Annotated in this window: 18 protein-coding genes and 1 pseudogene; 16 read left to right on the top strand and 3 right to left on the bottom strand. The window is 42.9% G+C overall.

The window, feature by feature from the left end; translation table 11 throughout:
- Nucleotides 1-92 precede the first annotated feature (92 nt).
- From KH172YL63_RS12000 to KH172YL63_RS11975, 6 genes are all read left to right on the top strand, one after another.
- Nucleotides 93-425: a hypothetical protein gene (locus KH172YL63_RS12000; protein WP_173106322.1), complete on the top strand. Its 333-nt coding sequence runs from the start codon at nt 93-95 to the stop codon at nt 423-425.
- 343 nt (nt 426-768) lie between these two features.
- Nucleotides 769-2,268, top strand: a complete 1,500-nt coding sequence (locus tag KH172YL63_RS11995; RefSeq protein ID WP_173106321.1) for a malate:quinone oxidoreductase — start codon at nt 769-771, stop codon at nt 2,266-2,268.
- Between the two features lie 247 nt (nt 2,269-2,515).
- Nucleotides 2,516-2,704, top strand: a complete 189-nt coding sequence (locus KH172YL63_RS11990) for a DUF4177 domain-containing protein (protein WP_173106320.1) — start codon at nt 2,516-2,518, stop codon at nt 2,702-2,704.
- A gap of 151 nt (nt 2,705-2,855) precedes the next feature.
- Nucleotides 2,856-3,248, top strand: coding sequence for a hypothetical protein (locus KH172YL63_RS11985; RefSeq protein WP_173106319.1), 393 nt, complete (start codon nt 2,856-2,858; stop codon nt 3,246-3,248).
- Between the two features lie 147 nt (nt 3,249-3,395).
- The gene (locus KH172YL63_RS11980) at nt 3,396-4,004 is read left to right on the top strand and encodes a TetR/AcrR family transcriptional regulator (RefSeq protein WP_173106318.1); all 609 of its coding nucleotides are present in this window, start codon (nt 3,396-3,398) and stop codon (nt 4,002-4,004) included.
- The gene (locus KH172YL63_RS11975) at nt 4,001-5,272 is read left to right on the top strand and encodes an MFS transporter (RefSeq protein WP_173106317.1); all 1,272 of its coding nucleotides are present in this window, start codon (nt 4,001-4,003) and stop codon (nt 5,270-5,272) included. The genes KH172YL63_RS11980 and KH172YL63_RS11975 overlap by 4 nt, the downstream gene beginning before the upstream one ends.
- A gap of 195 nt (nt 5,273-5,467) precedes the next feature.
- Here the strand turns inward: KH172YL63_RS11975 and KH172YL63_RS11970 are convergent, their stop codons facing one another.
- A complete protein-coding gene (locus tag KH172YL63_RS11970; protein WP_232066008.1) occupies nt 5,468-5,932 on the bottom strand; it encodes a FixH family protein in 465 nt (154 codons plus the stop codon).
- A 15-nt stretch (nt 5,933-5,947) separates the two neighbouring features.
- Nucleotides 5,948-7,291, bottom strand: a complete 1,344-nt coding sequence (locus KH172YL63_RS11965) for a PepSY-associated TM helix domain-containing protein (RefSeq protein WP_442858728.1) — start codon at nt 7,289-7,291, stop codon at nt 5,948-5,950.
- 274 nt (nt 7,292-7,565) lie between these two features.
- On the opposite strand from KH172YL63_RS11965, the pseudogene KH172YL63_RS11960 reads away from it, so the two are divergent.
- Nucleotides 7,566-8,580: pseudogene (locus KH172YL63_RS11960) on the top strand (IS1595 family transposase).
- A 596-nt stretch (nt 8,581-9,176) separates the two neighbouring features.
- Here KH172YL63_RS11960 and KH172YL63_RS11955 read toward each other — a convergent pair.
- Nucleotides 9,177-9,938 (bottom strand): DUF3891 family protein, encoded by a 762-nt coding sequence (locus KH172YL63_RS11955; RefSeq protein WP_173106315.1) that lies wholly within the window; start codon nt 9,936-9,938, stop codon nt 9,177-9,179.
- Between the two features lie 158 nt (nt 9,939-10,096).
- Between KH172YL63_RS11955 and KH172YL63_RS11950 the strand changes: the two genes are divergently transcribed.
- From KH172YL63_RS11950 to KH172YL63_RS11910, 9 genes are all read left to right on the top strand, one after another.
- Entirely contained in the window at nt 10,097-10,342 is a 246-nt protein-coding gene (locus KH172YL63_RS11950; RefSeq protein ID WP_173106314.1) for a hypothetical protein, read from the top strand.
- On the top strand, nt 10,339-10,992 hold the full coding sequence (locus tag KH172YL63_RS11945) for a class I SAM-dependent methyltransferase (protein WP_173106313.1): 654 nt from the start codon (nt 10,339-10,341) through the stop codon (nt 10,990-10,992). The genes KH172YL63_RS11950 and KH172YL63_RS11945 overlap by 4 nt, the downstream gene beginning before the upstream one ends.
- 120 nt (nt 10,993-11,112) lie before the next feature.
- On the top strand, nt 11,113-11,697 hold the full coding sequence (locus KH172YL63_RS11940; RefSeq protein ID WP_232066005.1) for a sigma-70 family RNA polymerase sigma factor: 585 nt from the start codon (nt 11,113-11,115) through the stop codon (nt 11,695-11,697).
- Nucleotides 11,681-12,706 (top strand): DUF4030 domain-containing protein, encoded by a 1,026-nt coding sequence (locus KH172YL63_RS11935; RefSeq protein ID WP_173106312.1) that lies wholly within the window; start codon nt 11,681-11,683, stop codon nt 12,704-12,706. The genes KH172YL63_RS11940 and KH172YL63_RS11935 overlap by 17 nt, the downstream gene beginning before the upstream one ends.
- A 55-nt stretch (nt 12,707-12,761) precedes the next feature.
- On the top strand, nt 12,762-13,595 hold the full coding sequence (locus KH172YL63_RS11930) for an SDR family NAD(P)-dependent oxidoreductase (RefSeq protein WP_173106311.1): 834 nt from the start codon (nt 12,762-12,764) through the stop codon (nt 13,593-13,595).
- Between the two features lie 114 nt (nt 13,596-13,709).
- Nucleotides 13,710-14,432, top strand: coding sequence for a YwaF family protein (locus tag KH172YL63_RS11925; protein ID WP_332066845.1), 723 nt, complete (start codon nt 13,710-13,712; stop codon nt 14,430-14,432).
- Nucleotide 14,433: 1 nt separating this feature from the next.
- Complete coding sequence (locus KH172YL63_RS11920; protein WP_173106309.1) at nt 14,434-14,862, top strand: hypothetical protein; 429 nt, start codon at nt 14,434-14,436, stop codon at nt 14,860-14,862.
- Nucleotides 14,863-14,962: 100 nt separating this feature from the next.
- Nucleotides 14,963-15,961, top strand: a complete 999-nt coding sequence (locus KH172YL63_RS11915) for a phosphotransferase (RefSeq protein WP_173106308.1) — start codon at nt 14,963-14,965, stop codon at nt 15,959-15,961.
- Nucleotides 15,962-16,074: 113 nt separating this feature from the next.
- Nucleotides 16,075-16,443, top strand: coding sequence for a YkvA family protein (locus KH172YL63_RS11910; RefSeq protein WP_173106307.1), 369 nt, complete (start codon nt 16,075-16,077; stop codon nt 16,441-16,443).
- Nucleotides 16,444-16,500: the final 57 nt, after the last annotated feature.

Genomic DNA, 16,500 nt, shown 5'->3' with positions numbered 1-16,500 from the left:
CCATTATATGATTCCCATAACGTGTTTTGTCAATATATTCTGAAATTTTATTTGTCGATTCTCACTATTAAAGATGAAAGCAGGGATTCATCATGTTAAAAGGTTGGTTGATCGCAGTAACGTGTATTGTATGTTTGGCTGGGTGCGGCTCAGTGGAAGGGAATGATGACATCAATCCAATCATCATCCAGGCATATAACTCCCTTTCCTCTTTTGAGAAGAAAGAACTCAGAGGGAAGTGGGAGAATGCTTCGATCAAGGAGGAGAGAATCGACGGCAGGATGGGACGCTTAAATGATATGAAGTATGAAGGACAGTTTGTCTATATCGTCGTGTTTTATACAGGGAACCATTCAAGGGGGGATATCGATGTGTACATATCTAAAGAAAATGGAAAGGTAATAGGAAAAGGGTACCGTGATTAGAGGCAAGGGATCACCTGAGGAATGACTGAGAAAGTGTTCCAAGCATAATAAATATTTTTCTGCAAAACGATTTCTTACCTTTATCCTGCAGGAAGATTCATCATCGATATTTTGATGCCTGAATGGCTCAATAGAGGCGCGCGGCCTCTGTTTACCTCTGTATATGATTGAAAAGATATAGTATTCTCACTTTTGTTTTTTCTTAAAATAGTTTATAATTATCAGATAATACTAGATAATTTACCCAGTAAATAAGTATAATGGTATAAGAATCGATTTTATATGAACACATGAAGGTGCCTGTATTTCGCGCCTGCAAATATAGTGGATGAGGAAGGTTATTATGAGCAGCTTACAGACGAAAACAGACGTTATTTTAATCGGAGCCGGAGTCATGAGTGCGACGTTAGGTGCGTTGCTGAAAGAGTTGGCACCGGATTGGGAAATCAAAGTGTTTGAAAAACTAGCAAGTCCAGGCGAAGAAAGCTCAAACGAATGGAATAATGCCGGCACGGGCCATTCTGCTCTATGTGAGCTCAATTATACATCCGAAAAGCCTGACGGTTCGATCGATATTACAAAAGCAATCAAAGTAAACGAACAATTCCAGCTGTCACGTCAATTCTGGTCTTATCTCGTTAATCAGAATCTGATCAGCAACCCGAAAGAATTCATCATGCCGATTCCTCATATGAGTATGGTACAGGGAAAAGAAAACGTTGAATTTTTGAAAAAACGATTGGAAGCGCTGTCAGGCAGCCCTCTTTTTGAAGGCATGGAATTTTCAGATGATCCACAGAAATTAAAGGAGTGGATCCCCCTCATTATGGAAGGGCGCACATCGGAGGATCCCATCGCGGCGACGAAAATCGATTCAGGTACCGATGTCAATTTCGGTGCACTGACACGTATGTTGTTCGATCACTTAGAGACGAAAGGCGTCGAAATCAACTATCAACACAGTGTGGAAGACATTAAGCGGAAGCCCGATGGTTCCTGGGAAGTGAAGGTCCATGACATCGACGGCATTAAAATGGAATACCACACGGCGAAATTCGTCTTCATCGGTGGAGGCGGGGGAAGCCTGCCGTTGCTTCAAAAAACCGGCATCCCGGAATCCAAGCAGATCGGCGGATTCCCGGTAAGTGGACTCTTCATGGTGTGCAACAACCCTGAAGTCATCGAAAAGCACCACGGAAAGGTATACGGGAAAGCGAAGGTCGGAGCGCCTCCGATGTCGGTGCCCCATCTGGATACACGTTATATCGATAAAAAGAAATCCCTTCTATTCGGACCATTTGCCGGATTCTCACCAAAATTCCTGAAAACCGGCTCGAATTTGGACTTGATCACATCGGTGAATACGAATAATCTCTTCACCATGCTAGCAGCCGGCGTCAAGGAGATGGGACTGACAAAGTATTTGATTCAGCAGGTACTCCTGTCCAATGAAAAGCGCATGGAAGAATTGCGTGAATTCATCCCGAACGCCAAGAGCGAGGACTGGGATATCGTCGTAGCAGGCCAGCGTGTTCAGGTGATCAAAGACACAGATGCAGGCAAGGGAACACTTCAGTTCGGTACAGAAGTGGTGAGCGCTGCCGACGGATCCGTCGCCGCCCTATTGGGAGCTTCTCCAGGCGCATCCACTGCCGTTCATGTCATGCTTGAAGTATTGGACAAATGCTTCCCGCAGCATATGAAAGAGTGGGAGCCGAAGATCAAAGAAATGATTCCTTCTTATGGGATAGCGCTTGGTGAAAACCCTGAGCTCTTCAGAGAAATCCATACGTCGACGGCAAAAGCGTTGGGGTTGAGGGATAAAGAGGTAGCGTATAGTTAAATAGATGTAGAAACAGCCCTGTCGATGCAGGGCTGTTTTTTAGGTGCATCGAAATGGGGGAGTGACGCGTGATGTTCCTTTTTTCATAACAATTTTGATACACACAAAAAGACTGAGCCGCAATGATGGAGTATGCCAAGTCATCATCGACACGTTTGAAGATTTCTTTGTGTTTTTTAGCACAGTAGAAACATGAAACCGATTATCAGCTCCGTCCGTATATATAGAAAGAAACGGAGGGGTCATCATGTATGAATACACATACGTCCAGACAAGTTTAGGAGGATTTTTCACCGAACCGAAGCATCGGGAAATCATAGAGGAGTATGCAGCTGAAGGTTGGAGATTGGTGCAGGTCCTGCCATTGAAGTATAATGGCCATGGTAAGCCGACCGACTACGAGATTATTTTTGAGAGAATGCTCTCAGTTAACTGAATAGAGTAAAGGACAAAAGAAGAGGGACCCGGCCATGTGTCGGGTTCCTCTTTCATTTATTCTAATTTTTCATTTCTCTAGTTAAACATCTAACCACTTTCTCTATTATTTTCATATACTATTCCATCCTCTCATAAAGGAGGTGATCAGTATGGCATATGCGGTAAAGTTAGTAGGCGTACCTGCTTTTACTGTTGTCGGTCAGCAGCAGCCTATCCAGGTGTGTGCACTTTCAACGGAGGAAACAGAGATCCCGACGTATATACAAGTGACGCTCGGAGACAGCGATCAGAGACATGACATCGAATTTTCATTCAGTAATGGAGAAGCGATTCGTTTTAATAGAGTCGGTGTCCATATATTTGAACCAGTGATAATAAACTCATGTGGCAGTATCGTCTCTACGTACAACCGGCGGGGGACGTACTACTTTTACGTGGAGCTGAAGGATGCCCGTAATAATGAAACCCTTGATAGGGAAGTAGTCGTTGTGAAAGTATACAAGGACAAAGAGTGTATGAAAAACAAACACAAAAACCTGTAATTTTGGAATGAAATGATGACCGTTCATTGATGGGTGCACACGTCAATAAACGGTTTTTTTGTCGAAAACTATTGGTTGAATATGGAATTTGTTGCGATTAGAATAAAGATTGATTAATCAATCAATTTTGAAAGAGGAGGGAAACGCATGTCCCGTGAGGAAAATAAAATGAAAAAAAGAGCAGCGATTCTTGAAGCCGCCGTGAAGGTATACAGTGAAAACGGGTTTGCTGAAACAACAATCTCCACCATAGCAAAGGAAGCGGGAGTCAGCTTTGGTTCGGTGTTCACTTACTTCGCTACAAAGGAAGTGCTATTTGAAGCAGCGATACTTGAGCCGTTGGAGGAAATCAAGCCATACTTCATTGAGATTGAAGGTCGGTATGAGGGTACGCCCATGGAAATTGTAAAGAATATGATCGATTGTCAGCTCGATGTGTTTGCACGGAATAAAGACTTCCTTCGCCTGTCACAGCAGGTGCTGGCAAGGCCGGACCGGTACCCGGTATTGTTTAATGAATTAAGTGAATTCGTCGATGTGTTTGTCGAGCGCATCCACCCTGTAATAGAAGCGGGGCAGGAGCTCGGGGAATTTTACGAAGGTTCACCTGTCTTGATAGCTCAATCATACATATCCCTGCTGAACGGGTTGAGGTTAACATTCATCGATGATCACTCGAATCCGATTTGGCACAATATGAAAGTGCAGGCGCTGAGGCTGTTCGGACCGGATAAGAAGGGAAGTGGTCCACTGTGAGAATAAGAGATATTCACCCGAACCTTAAATTGCGGCTCGCGATGCAGTTTCTTGGGGGACTTGTATCCATGGCTGTCATCCCGTTCATGGCCATCTATTTTGCACAGAAAATCGGGGCAACACAGACAGGCATCATCCTCGTCCTGATCGTGATCAGCGGCATTATCGGCGGGTTTATCGGGGGGCACGTCTCGGATAAAATCGGTCGCAAAAAAATCATGATTTATGCAGAACTGGGGATCATGGTAACATACCTCTTCATTGCACTGTGCAATTCACCATGGTTTGATCTTCCGTATGTATCGGCAGCATTTTTCGTTTTGAATATGTTCGCAGGCGGCATGTTCCAACCGGCTGCACAGGCGATGATCATTGATGTGACAGATTCTGTATCAAGGAAACTTGTATTTACGATCAGCTACTGGCTTGGAAACCTTGCAACAGCCATCGGGGGCATCATTGGAGCATTTCTCTTCAAGTCTTATCTCTTCGAATTGTTTCTTGGCATATCAGGGGTCACGCTCCTTTCTGTCCTGATGACAATTCTCTTCATCTCAGAAACCTACACACCAGAACCTTCTACATCAGAGGGCAAGACTTCATCCGCAGGAATGGTTCAGAGCTATTCAACCGTATTAAAAGATAAATTATTCATGTTCTACATCATCGGGGCCGTCTTCATTTTCACACTCGAGCAATCCCTGACGAACTATGTCGGCATCAGGCTGGAGAGGGATATCCCTGAACAAACCACTTCGCTGTTTGGCTTCTCTTTTATGCTTGACGGAACTAGGATGCTCGGCTTCCTGAGAACCGAGAATACGATTCTCGTCGTTGTATTATCAGCGGTCGTGCTGTTCCTGTTTAGAAAGTGGAAGGACAAGTGGACGTTAGTGACGGGGATGTTCATCTTTACCCTTTGTTTCAGTGCCTTTGCTTTCACGAACAACATTCTGTTTCTGTTCCTACTGGCCTTTATCGGCACATTCGGTGAGTTGATGTACGTACCTGTGAAACAGGCGATGATCGGAGACCTTGCACCTTCAAACGCCCGAAGCACATACATGGCCTTTTACAGTTTGACGTTTTATGGCGCGATGATCATCGCATCACTTCTTATTATCGTAGGAGAATGGGTCAGCCCGCTGACGATGGGAGGTATCCTGCTTGTGCTGGGATTGACCGGAACCGTGTTATATTATGTGATTACGACAACACTGGAAAGGAAAGAAGTGGTGGAGGAAGTAAAGGCATCGGTTTCTTCTTAAGGTAGGGGGAAAGTGATGTTCGCCGATAAAAGTGAGAAACCGCCGTTATATCTGGGATTTCGCCGATAAACGTGAGATATCGCCGTTAAAATTAAAATTCCGCCGATATCTTCATCAGACACCCTATCTTGCAGCCGAAAAATAGCAAAAAAAGACCGGGTGACCCTTCATCCGGTCTTCTTCATACATACTTTTTTAATGATGGCCACTGTGAGTGTCACTTTCAACGGTCGTCTGGGCATTTAATGCTTCGATATCTGCTTTAGACAGCTCCCCTACAGCAAAAGGAAGCGTCGGCATGATGATCGAGCCGTTGTTTCCTGCATGAACTTTGATGTAATACAATCCATCATCGCTCAGCTTCCTGCTGAATGTATAGTTTCCTTGTCCTACGTTTCTTGCTTCCTTCATTTCATCATGGATTTTTCCGTCACCCTTCCATATTTCCACATGGGCGAAATCAGCTTCTTCAACCGGATGCCCGTCTTGCTCAAGATAAATTTTTATTGGTTCACTTCCGGAAAAATCTTCTGGCATGCTTACTTCTGCCTGAAGAGGGGATTCCTGATGATAGAGGTCGGCTGCATTCTCGTTCAGCGAACAAGCACCGAGTATCATGAAAGGGAATAAAAGACTGATAGATTTTATCAAGATTTTCATACATACTTTCCTTTCTTATTCCCCACCTAGAAACTGATTCAAGGCAGGGATTCTTTTGATGACGAGCCAATCGAGAATCAATACAACAATGAGTGATAGTCCAACAAGCGGGAACAGGATTCCTAACAGAATCATCAACAAAAGGAAAGGTTTCATTTTTAAGATGCCAGGCCCTTTAGGTGCACCCATTCCTGTGTTCGGTTTCCGTTTCAACCATAGGTAGAATCCGCTTACGACGACCAAAATGATCCCAAGGCAGATGAATAGGCTGAACAACTGGTTGATCAACCCGAATTGCTTTCCGGTGTGAAGCGTGATGCCGAGGGCTACGGCTTTAGCAACGGGACCGTAATGGACATAACGGTAATCTGACAGTACCGCTCCTGTATATTGATCAAGATGCATCGTGACTTCATCCTGAGCCCTGTCTGGGAAAGCTGAAAGAGTGTAGACTCCATTTTCATTCTGTGGGATATATACGGTATAGCCTGGCTTGATTCCTTTTCCTTCTGCAATAGCTGCCACATCATTCAATGACAGGGGAGTGAACCCCTCCAATGCGGATACCGGGACCTCTAGATTTTCGGCGGCCCATGGTACCTCTGCGATTTCCTTTGTTTTCAATGCGGACTCAGGCGGCTCACCAGACCAGATGGAAGGGGGATACCCCGCACCGGTATTTGTCATGATATTTTGGAAATTCGCACCCCAGAATCCTGACCAAGGCAATCCAGTCATAATCAGAAAAAGCATGCCGGTTGTAATCCAAAAAGCGGGTACGGCGTGGAGATCCCTGAACAAAATGGTTCTTCCTTTTCGGAAACGTGGGAAAAATACACCATGGAGCTTATCTTTTTTACGTGGGAACCAAAGGTACAGGCCAGTAACGATCAGCACGACTGTCCAGCATGCAGCAAGTTCCACGATTCGGTCTCCGAACGTGCCGGCCATCAATTCGCCGTGGATTTCCTCAACTTTATTCATGATTTTATCTTCCGGCTTTAATTCCCCCAATGCTTTACCGAAGTACGGGTCTAAGAATACTGTTGTAGAACCGTTGTCTGTAATGATCCCGATCTCACTTGAACGCTCGGGATTTTCACCTTGCCGATATTTAGTGATCTGGGCATCTGGATACAGACCTTTGATTATTTCGATTTGCTCGGAAGGGGAAAGTATCTCGCCTTGTGCCTTCACTTCATAGAAGTCCTTATAAAGAGTGTGTTCAATTTGTGGTTTGAATAAGTAAATGGAGCCTGTGACAGCGAGTATGAGCAAGAAGGGGGCTATGATGATTCCCGCATAAAAATGCCACCTCCAGATCGTTCGATAGGGTGAATTGTTTTTCATATTCTTCATTCCTCTTTTCATAGTTGTAACTGAGATCATCTTCATTACTCAAGAGTGATAGATTCTATGATAGATAAAGGGCAATGATGAAACAATAGATTGTGAATGAAAAGAATTGAAAAAAAGTTGTGATGTAACAAAATATCCATATAAACTTTCTTTTTACCACACAAATAGGGGGGGAGAAGTGATTTTTCTATTTGGCTGTTTTCGTATAGATTGTTGCTTTCTTGACCATACAGTATAAAGGTTTATATAATGCAGTTTAACGGGGCGTTCGAGTATGTGGAAAGATGTATATGAAGAATTCAGAGAATTGACGAAATCAGAGCAAATGGCTTTATTTGACGCTATGAAACAGGATTTGTTTCCCGAAGAGCCAGATAAAAATAACAAAATTACTCAAAACTATTCGTGAAGCACGTTTTGCTTCAGGTATGGCTTGTGTTCATTGTGGAAGTACGTCTGTTAAACGTAATGCTAAATATCGTACTCGCCAACGCTATCTATGTAAGGATTGCAATAAAACATCCAATGATATGACCAATACGCCATTTTCAGGCTCACGCTATCCTGAAAAATGGGTTAAATACATTGAACTAATGGTGGATGGATTTACTCTACCCAAAATCGCTGAAAAACTTCAAATACACACTTCTACTGCATTTTATTGGAGACATAAAATCTTGAACGCATTAGGAAGACTTGGTTTTAATCAATTGCAAGGTATCATAGAAAGTGACGAAACCTTCTTTCGTGAGTCTTTAAAAGGTTGTCGTGAAATTACACACAGAAAAGCCAAGAAACGTGGTGAAAAAGACAAGAAAAGAGGTATTTCTAACCTTAAAATTGCTGTTGTAGTAGCACAAGATAGAAATGGCAATATGGTTGCTCGAAAAGCGGGAACAGGGCGTATTAAATCCGGAGAAATTGACACTGTGATAGGTGAGTATATTCACCCGTCTGCTTTGTTATGCACAGATACAGCCACTAAGTACAAGAAGTTTGCCAAACTCAAAGGACTATTGCACGAAACAGTTAATGAACGACAAAAACAACGTGTTAAGAAGGGTATCTACCACATACAACACGTTAATAATTTTCACAACCGCTTAAAAGGGTGGTTCGGGCGTTTCCAAGGTGTGGGTACACATTATTTGGACAATTACCTTTATTGGTTCCGTTGGCTCGAATTAGGAAAGGATTTAGCATTTGATAAACGAGTAGAGCAAATGCTTGTTTCTGTGTGTCAAAAATCTAATTATGCAACTGTAAATTCATTTAGAAAGATTGCGTGAGGACATAAAAAAAGGATAGCAATTACTAGCCTTTTGCCTTTTGAGATTATCAATTGTGTTTATTGAGAACCTACCATAAAGGTTCGTCTTTATCGCTCAACTTAATAATGAAAGGGAAAATCACAATAAATACAAGACTTAGATACCCTAAAGTAAATGTCCGTTGAGTTTCAGAGGAAATATATTGCTTAACCCCACAGTTAGGACAGTCTTTTCCCTTCTTTGAAAATCCGAGTGACCATATTTCTTTGGCTTTCCACTTATAATCACAATTTGTGCATTGGGCCATAGAACCATCTCCTTTCATCTCTACTCTTTTAATACGGTTCAACCAATATTAAGTTTCAGAAAGTTCCTATATAAATATAAAATAGCACAAAGTCCGAAAATCTATTAACATAACAACAAAGTTTACGAAAACAGCCTTCTATTTTAAATAGATTGGATACGGGGAACAGAATTTCAAGGGGGATTTTGAGCATATCCATTTGCTCGATGTTAGTCAGTGAGGCTTACTTCGATTTGGCCCTTTAAAAGGGATGAGGCTCTTAGTCCGCTCGACCTGTTGGTGGATGCGGAAGAGAGCCGGATCTTTTTCAATCAGTAAAAATAAAGCTATGTTCCTTTCTCTCACTGTTTTCATAAGCTTTCGCAATTCCAAGCTTCTCAATCTTTTCTTTAGAGACTTTTTTATACGGCAGGTGGACCCTGCATTCATCTGCAAAAGGGAATGGATCCAGTCCGACGTGAACCTCATCAAGCCAGCGGGCGTTGAGGAGCTTTTGAGTTTTGGAAAACATGTCTGTATGCTTGAATCCTTTGATGAACCAGGGATGCTCTTTACTTTTTTCCACACCCGGTTCGTTTAAACAAAGATATAAAGAGAGATCATCAGAAAATTGCAGCAGTGTGAAATGTTGCTGAAGAAGTTCTTTATCTAGTTCAGGCAGCTCCTTTTTGATACGTGTTTGTCTCTCATCCTCTTTATCCATAAATGCCAGGCAATCACGGTTTGATGATTGTGTGAAGAATGAATAGAAATGCATGCTGCATAGGAGGCCGGCATACAGATTCATCTTTTCGATCTCATCTACCCCTTTCTGGTAAAAGGCCAGCTTCAGCAAAAGGGGAAAGTCAGAGAAAGAGAAGGGTTTCTTCTCACTGTCATTCCAAATCGGGCATGCATCGAGTCCGATCCAGCTTCTGTCGTGTTGGTAAGCAGACAGAGTGAGAGATTCGAAGTAATCAGTTGATTGCAGAAACTTTCTGTCGATATGCTGAATGATTTCACCTGAAATAAATGCGTGGTGATGCTGTTCGATCATGATAAATGAATGTTCCCTTTCCCGTATGATCATAGCCGCTTTCCTCCTTTAAGCTTTATTATATCAGCTCTTCCATATCTTGTTGTTGGGTATGGAAGTATTATCCAACGTTTAGTATACTCGTAGTACGAGAGACATCAGCTATAAAAAAAATGAATGTACAAAAAATGATAAAGGAATAGGGGATTGGAATGGAGAAAATCATCGTCAAAACGGGTATGTACTCTTTTATTCTAACATTTTTACTCTTATTGATCGGTACGAAAAGAGTATGGAAGGAACCGGAGGGGGACGGGGTATATACGGTCACATCCACTCCCTATCCCGACTTCTTTTTTACCATCACCCGATATTCAGCCATTGTCTCAATTATTTCAATTGTATTGTCCGCTATCATTCTGTACTTGATCAGCACGTCTAAGAGGAGGGACACATGAGGAAAGCACAGATGTATTGGAATAAAAAGTATAAAGAAAACCAAACTCTTTGGGGGTGTCAGCCAAAAGACACACTGGTTCGCTATGAGAATGTGATACCACTAAACGGAAAAGTTCTTGACCTTGGAGTAGGTGAAGGGAAAAATGCCATTTACTTTGCCAGCAAAGGTTTTGATGTGGAAGGAGTCGACGTCTCGAATGAGGCGATTGCCCGGTGCAGGGAGAATGCTTCCCTTGCCGGAGTGGACTTAGAAACTACGGTGGCAGACCTGACCGAGTACGATATTCCGGCTGGTTCGTGCTCTTTGATCATCCTATCCAACGTCCTGAACTTCTTCCATGACGAGGGGATCGCAGCCATTATTACCAAAGTGAAGAAAGGGTTGATGGAGGGAGGCATGATTTACATTCACGCCTTTGATACCAATGATCCGAGCTTTGAAAGAAGGAGCCATCTAAAGGTGGATGCCGAGTCGAATACGGTATTCAATCCGAAAACACGGAACTACACCCATTATTTTACGAAAGAAGAGCTTGAAGGATTCTTTCAAGGATATGAGATTATATCGACTTCTCAGTCATTACAATTGGACGTTGGCCACGGGGAGCCTCATTATCATGGGTTGGTGGAGTTGTTGGTGAGGAAATAAAGTACATCACTGCAGGTTTATTTTGAGAGTAGAATGATGAAGACTCGTCACGATTGACGGGTCTTCTCGTTTTGTGTGTATCAATATTTGTATAGGTCAGTTAGAAAACATTCAATATTTATGAAACGTTTTACTGATTGCCTCAGTCTAACGTGTAGAAAAAGAGGTGAGGCATTGATGGAGGAGAAAAAGGTCCGCAGAGCAAAAAAAGGTGATGACAAGGCATTCCAGGAGCTTATTGAAGAAGAAAAAAACAAGCTCTATCGAATGGCCTATATATATGTAAAAAATGAAGATGATGCGCTTGATATCGTACAAGATACAATTTATAAGGCTTTTATCTCAATCAAAAAATTAAAGGAACCACGGTATTTTTCAACCTGGTTAACAAGAATCCTGATTCATTCTGCTCTGGATTATATGAAAAAGAAAAATAAGGTTGTCCCTTTTGAGGACATGGGGGATTTTCCAAATTCTCAGCATATTAGAGTGGAAGATGAGTTAGATTTGGGTGAAGCAATTGAGCGTTTGGACCCCCATTATAAAACGGCTATCATTTTGAGGTATTATCATGACCTCCCGATCAAGGAAATAGCAGCATTATTAAAATGTCCCCAGGGAACGGTTAAAACAAGAATACATAGAGCCATACAACAGTTGAAAACGGATCTTGAAAGAGGTGAATCTGATGAACGATTTATCTAATCGGTTAAAACAAAAGATCGACGAGGTTTCTATTCCGGAACATAAATTAAATCATGCAATTGAACAGGCAATTGAGAAAGGGATGCGACACAAGAAAAAGCAGAGAAGAAAATGGATATATGCTTCGAGTACTGCGGTGCTACTTGTAGGACTTTTTCTTGGCTCAGGAGCAGTATCCCCGGCAATGGGGACAGTCGTTTCGAAAATTCCTTTTTTCGGTGAGATATTATTTAAAGATGAAGGGGTTTCAGCCTCTATTTCCGAGAGACTTATAGAAGAAGGGATCAATCAAGATCATTTCAATATAAGCATCACGCAAGAAAAAGAAATTCAGATTGGAATCAAAGGGCACGTAAATAACTTTGAATTGATTGAAGAGAAGATTGGAACGATCGTCTCGGATGTTCTTCAATCAAACGGATACGATGCTTATACTTGGAAAGTAGTCCGCGCAAGGGCTGAGAAAACACCGGTTAAGAGCGAGGAAGTCCAGAAGAGAAGTGAAAATGACTCCCTGATCGACTCTGAAACGAGAAAAGCAGCCGCGAAACTTAATATTGATGTTCAGGCCATCTACTTTAGGGGAAAACCCAAATCCATTTTGATTGAAATTCCGGACACGGAAAGTAGAACAAAAGAACTTAGAGAGATCGTAACAAATATCATGACCACTCATCACCTTGAAGAAAAACCAGTCAAAATAAAGAAAGTGAATGTTTCAAAACAAATACAGGAAACAAGATGGGGACAGGTCCTGACAGGATTGCACCAGGATTTGATAGGTAAAAAAGAGTATAAAGTGCAAACTGTCGGATATACAGTATACCCCCAACCAAAGATTATGGTGACGCTTTCTATTTCGAGTAGAGATGTAGGAGCAAAAAAATTTGCTGAACAGCTCGAAGACAGAATACGGGATTACTTAAAATCAGAAAAGGTAAGCTTGTTGATTCAAGATGATTCTTATACTATAGAAATTAATAGTAAAGAGGGGAAATTGATAAATTAACAGTGATCGTCAATCATTGCAGTTAATGTTATTGATCAATGAAAGGATGAAGAGTATGACATCATTAATTGGAAAAACAGCACTCGTAACAGGCGCAAGCCGGGGCGCAGGAAAGGCCATTGCAATCGAACTTGGAAAAGCAGGTGCGACGGTTTACGTCACGGGCCGGAGTATAAAAGGGGATTCAACAAAGGATTTTCCAGGGACAATCGATGACACTGCGCTTCAAATCAACGAAGCAGGCGGCAAGGGGATTGCCATACGTTGTGACCATACGATCGATCGGGAAACAGAAGCGGTCATCCGTCAGATCAGGGAAGAACAGGGGAAACTTGATATTCTGATCAACAACGTTTGGGGTGCCCATGACATTGGTGTACATCCGGGGAAATTCTGGGAGCTGCCACTTGAGAACTGGGATACGATGTTCACTGCCGGTGTACGGGCACAGCTAGCGACAAATCACTATGCTGTTCCTTTGCTTCGTGAAAATCCCGGTTCCTTGATCATACACACAACTTTCTGGGATGATGGCAAGTATATAGGACAGTTCTATTATGATTTGGCAAAGAATGCCCTCGTTCGGATGGCCCAGGGGCTGTCTGCAGAATTAAAAGAAGACCGCATTGCAGTTCTTGCTGTATCTCCAGGATTTATGAGGACTGAACTGGTCCTTGATCATATGGGGGTTGATGAGGATCACTGGCAGGAGACAGAAGAATTGAGTAAATCCGAAACACCCTACTATATTGGGCGTGGGATCACTGCACTAGCAACCGATCCTGATGTGATGGAGAAATCAGGTCAGGTGTTCAAAGCCGGAGATCTGGCAAAGGAATACGGATTTACGGATGTGGACGGCCGCTACATCCCGCCATTTTCTGTATAAGGAGAGGGCCCCTTGTTTTTCAGGGGGCTCATATATTTTCAGTCAGGAAGTCTTATCTCACGGGTAGCGGAATAAACTATTCATGATAACCAACTCCAGAGTAAAAGGGGTGGCATGATGTTTTCCGTCACAGAGATGAGAACGTTTGAGATTTTTTCTGCTCCTCATAGCACGGTCATGTTGCTGTTTTTCGCCCTATCTTGTTGGATGGTGTCGTTTAGACATATGTTGAAGCACTATCAACCCCTGTTGAAGTGGTTTCTTTTCTCCATGCTTGCATTGAGTGAAGTGTCATGGCATGTATGGCTTCTCGCTACCGGCACGTGGCAGGTGGGGGATTTACCCCTGCAGCTTTGTTCCATCAGCACCTTTATTGCCCTCTACCTGTTCCTAAAACCGAACAGGAAGGCTTTTTATCTGTTGTACTTTATCGGGTTCCTTCCTCCGATCCTAAGTATGGTTACACCTGAAATGGCATACCAATTCCCCCATTTCCGCTTTCTTAAATACTTCCTTCATCATGCAGCGATCGCCTGGTCTGTCCTGTATTTCATCGTTTATGAAAGATACCGTGTTCCTCTAAGAGCTGTATGGACCGGCTTTCTCACGGTCAACCTGATCGCGGTCCCGATCTACTTCCTGAATCTGTTCCTCCATACAAATTTCTTCTATCTTGCAAATCCTACCGAGTCCAAAACGATACTGTCCTTCTTCGGATCCGGCATCACGTATTATATGAATCTTGAAATTGCAGCCCTTGTCGTCTTTCTAGTGACCTATATTCCAATGGGGATGATCGGTAAGATGGAAAGGGTAACCCGTTTAAGAGGTGAGTAAGATGAATAAAGTATTAACCGTCCTCAATATCATTGGACTAATCGCAATCGTCCTCTTTATTCTCCAACCGTTCCGAACCGAGCCCCCGACACCCCATGTGACGGCAGGTGAAGTGGTGATCCCCGTTACAGAGGGTTCCTATTGCTGGGACGGACTCTTTTCTGTAGAATGCGTTGAGAAAGAATATATGAGTGCCGATACAGCGGCGCCCATCATCGTATCGCCGGGCGAAGTCATGAAAGTGAAATTTGATATGGAGCCTGACACAGTTCTGCTGGAAACAAGGATGGACGACGGCTCAGTAGAAAAAGTGAAACTGAAGGACCACGCTATCTATGCTCCCGCACATAAAGGGATTTATGTTTACCACCTGATGGTGTACTGGGGAAAGGGCGACGGAAGTTATATGTTTAAAGTGGAAGTGAAATAAGGGCTGGAGATTCTCCTTTCATACAGGAGAGTCTTTTTATTTTTCCATAGAACTTCATAACTTCGTGGTAAAATTAGTAAAAACGAAAGCAGTGAAGAAAATGAGCGTAAAAGAGTACAATATCAAACTGGACGCACTGTGTAAGACATTACAACTTGGAAAGATGGTAAGCGAAGCAGAACCAATCCCCGGCGGACTGCTGCACAAAATGTTTCGTGTGGAAACCCATTCAGACATATTCGCAGTGAAAGCATTGAATCCCAACATCACCTCACGGCCTGACGCACTGCAGAATTATACACGTTCGGAACGTTTTGCCCAGTCCCTTGCTGTGAAAATTCCAAGCCTTCCGGCAAAAGAGTGGGATGGTTCAACCCTCCATGAAATCGATCAACAGATGTATCAAGTGTTTGATTGGGTGGACGGTAAAAGTTTAACATCCAATGAAATTTCACCTAAGCATGCGGAAATGATAGGCGGCATCCTTGCTGACATACATAACAATGATTTTGAAAGTCATCACTTAAATATTAACCATGTGGAAGTCGTGGATTGGCATCAATATCTCCTTATCGGACTTGAGAAGGGGACTGAATGGACTTCGCTGCTCAGTGATTATATGGATGAATTAATCCTTTGGAATCATGAAGCAGTCAAAGCTTCCAAGGCTCTTTCCAAGCAACAGATTATGAGCCACCGGGACCTTGATCCGAAAAATGTGCTTTGGAGAAGTGAGTTCAGTCCCATCATCATTGATTGGGAGTCAGCCGGCATGATCAATCCATCACTTGATGTAATCGAAACAGCCGTTTACTGGGCGACGGACAGGGGGAACATTGACCAAGATAGATTCCTCGCTTTTCTTGACGGGTATAAAAGAATCCGAGGAGAAATTAATGCTGACTGGGAAAATGTCTTATCTCTTGGATTCCAAAGTAAATTAGCATGGCTGGAATACAGCTTGAAACGGTCGTTGGGGATTGAGTGTGCGGATGAAGCAGAACAGAAACTGGGGACGGATGAAGTGATTGGGACGATAGGTGAGTTGAAGGGGTATACGGATAGGATTCCTGAATTAGTTGCTTGGCTAAAGAGCTGAGGTATTTTCAGTACCCAGGAATTTGTCTATTTTCCATAAAACTTTTAAAATAGTATTAAGTCAGAGATAGAAAAGTACGCTGAGATACTTTTTTTGAAGGAGGAAAGGCAGAAATGAACAACACAGAAAAACACTACTCAGACGAAAAATTCTGGGGGAAACTAAAGAAATACGGCGTCAAAGCAGGCCATTCTGTGGTCTACACAGCATTGCTCCTCTATTTTGTGCTGCAAAAACCTGACGTTCCTAAGAAAGCCAAAATGGTGATTATCGGCGCGCTGGGGTACTTCATTCTGCCGACAGACTTCATCCCGGATTTCGCTGTAGGGATCGGGTTCACCGATGACTTTGGTGCACTTGGACTGGCACTGATTCAGGTTGCCATGTATATTGATGATGATGTAAAAGCACAGGCAAGGGCGAAACTGCAGGACTGGTTCGGCGAAGATGTAGATACTTCTGAGGTTGACGGCAAATTATAAAGAACTGAGCAAAGCCATCGCAAGTTGGAATAAGACTTACGATGGCTGTTTTTTTAT

It is taken from the genome of Bacillus sp. KH172YL63, from assembly GCF_011398925.1.
Classification (GTDB): Bacteria; Bacillota; Bacilli; order Bacillales; family Bacillaceae_B; genus Rossellomorea.
The sequence above is the reverse complement of the archived record's forward strand: the minus strand, read 5'-3'. Positions and strand labels throughout refer to the sequence as shown.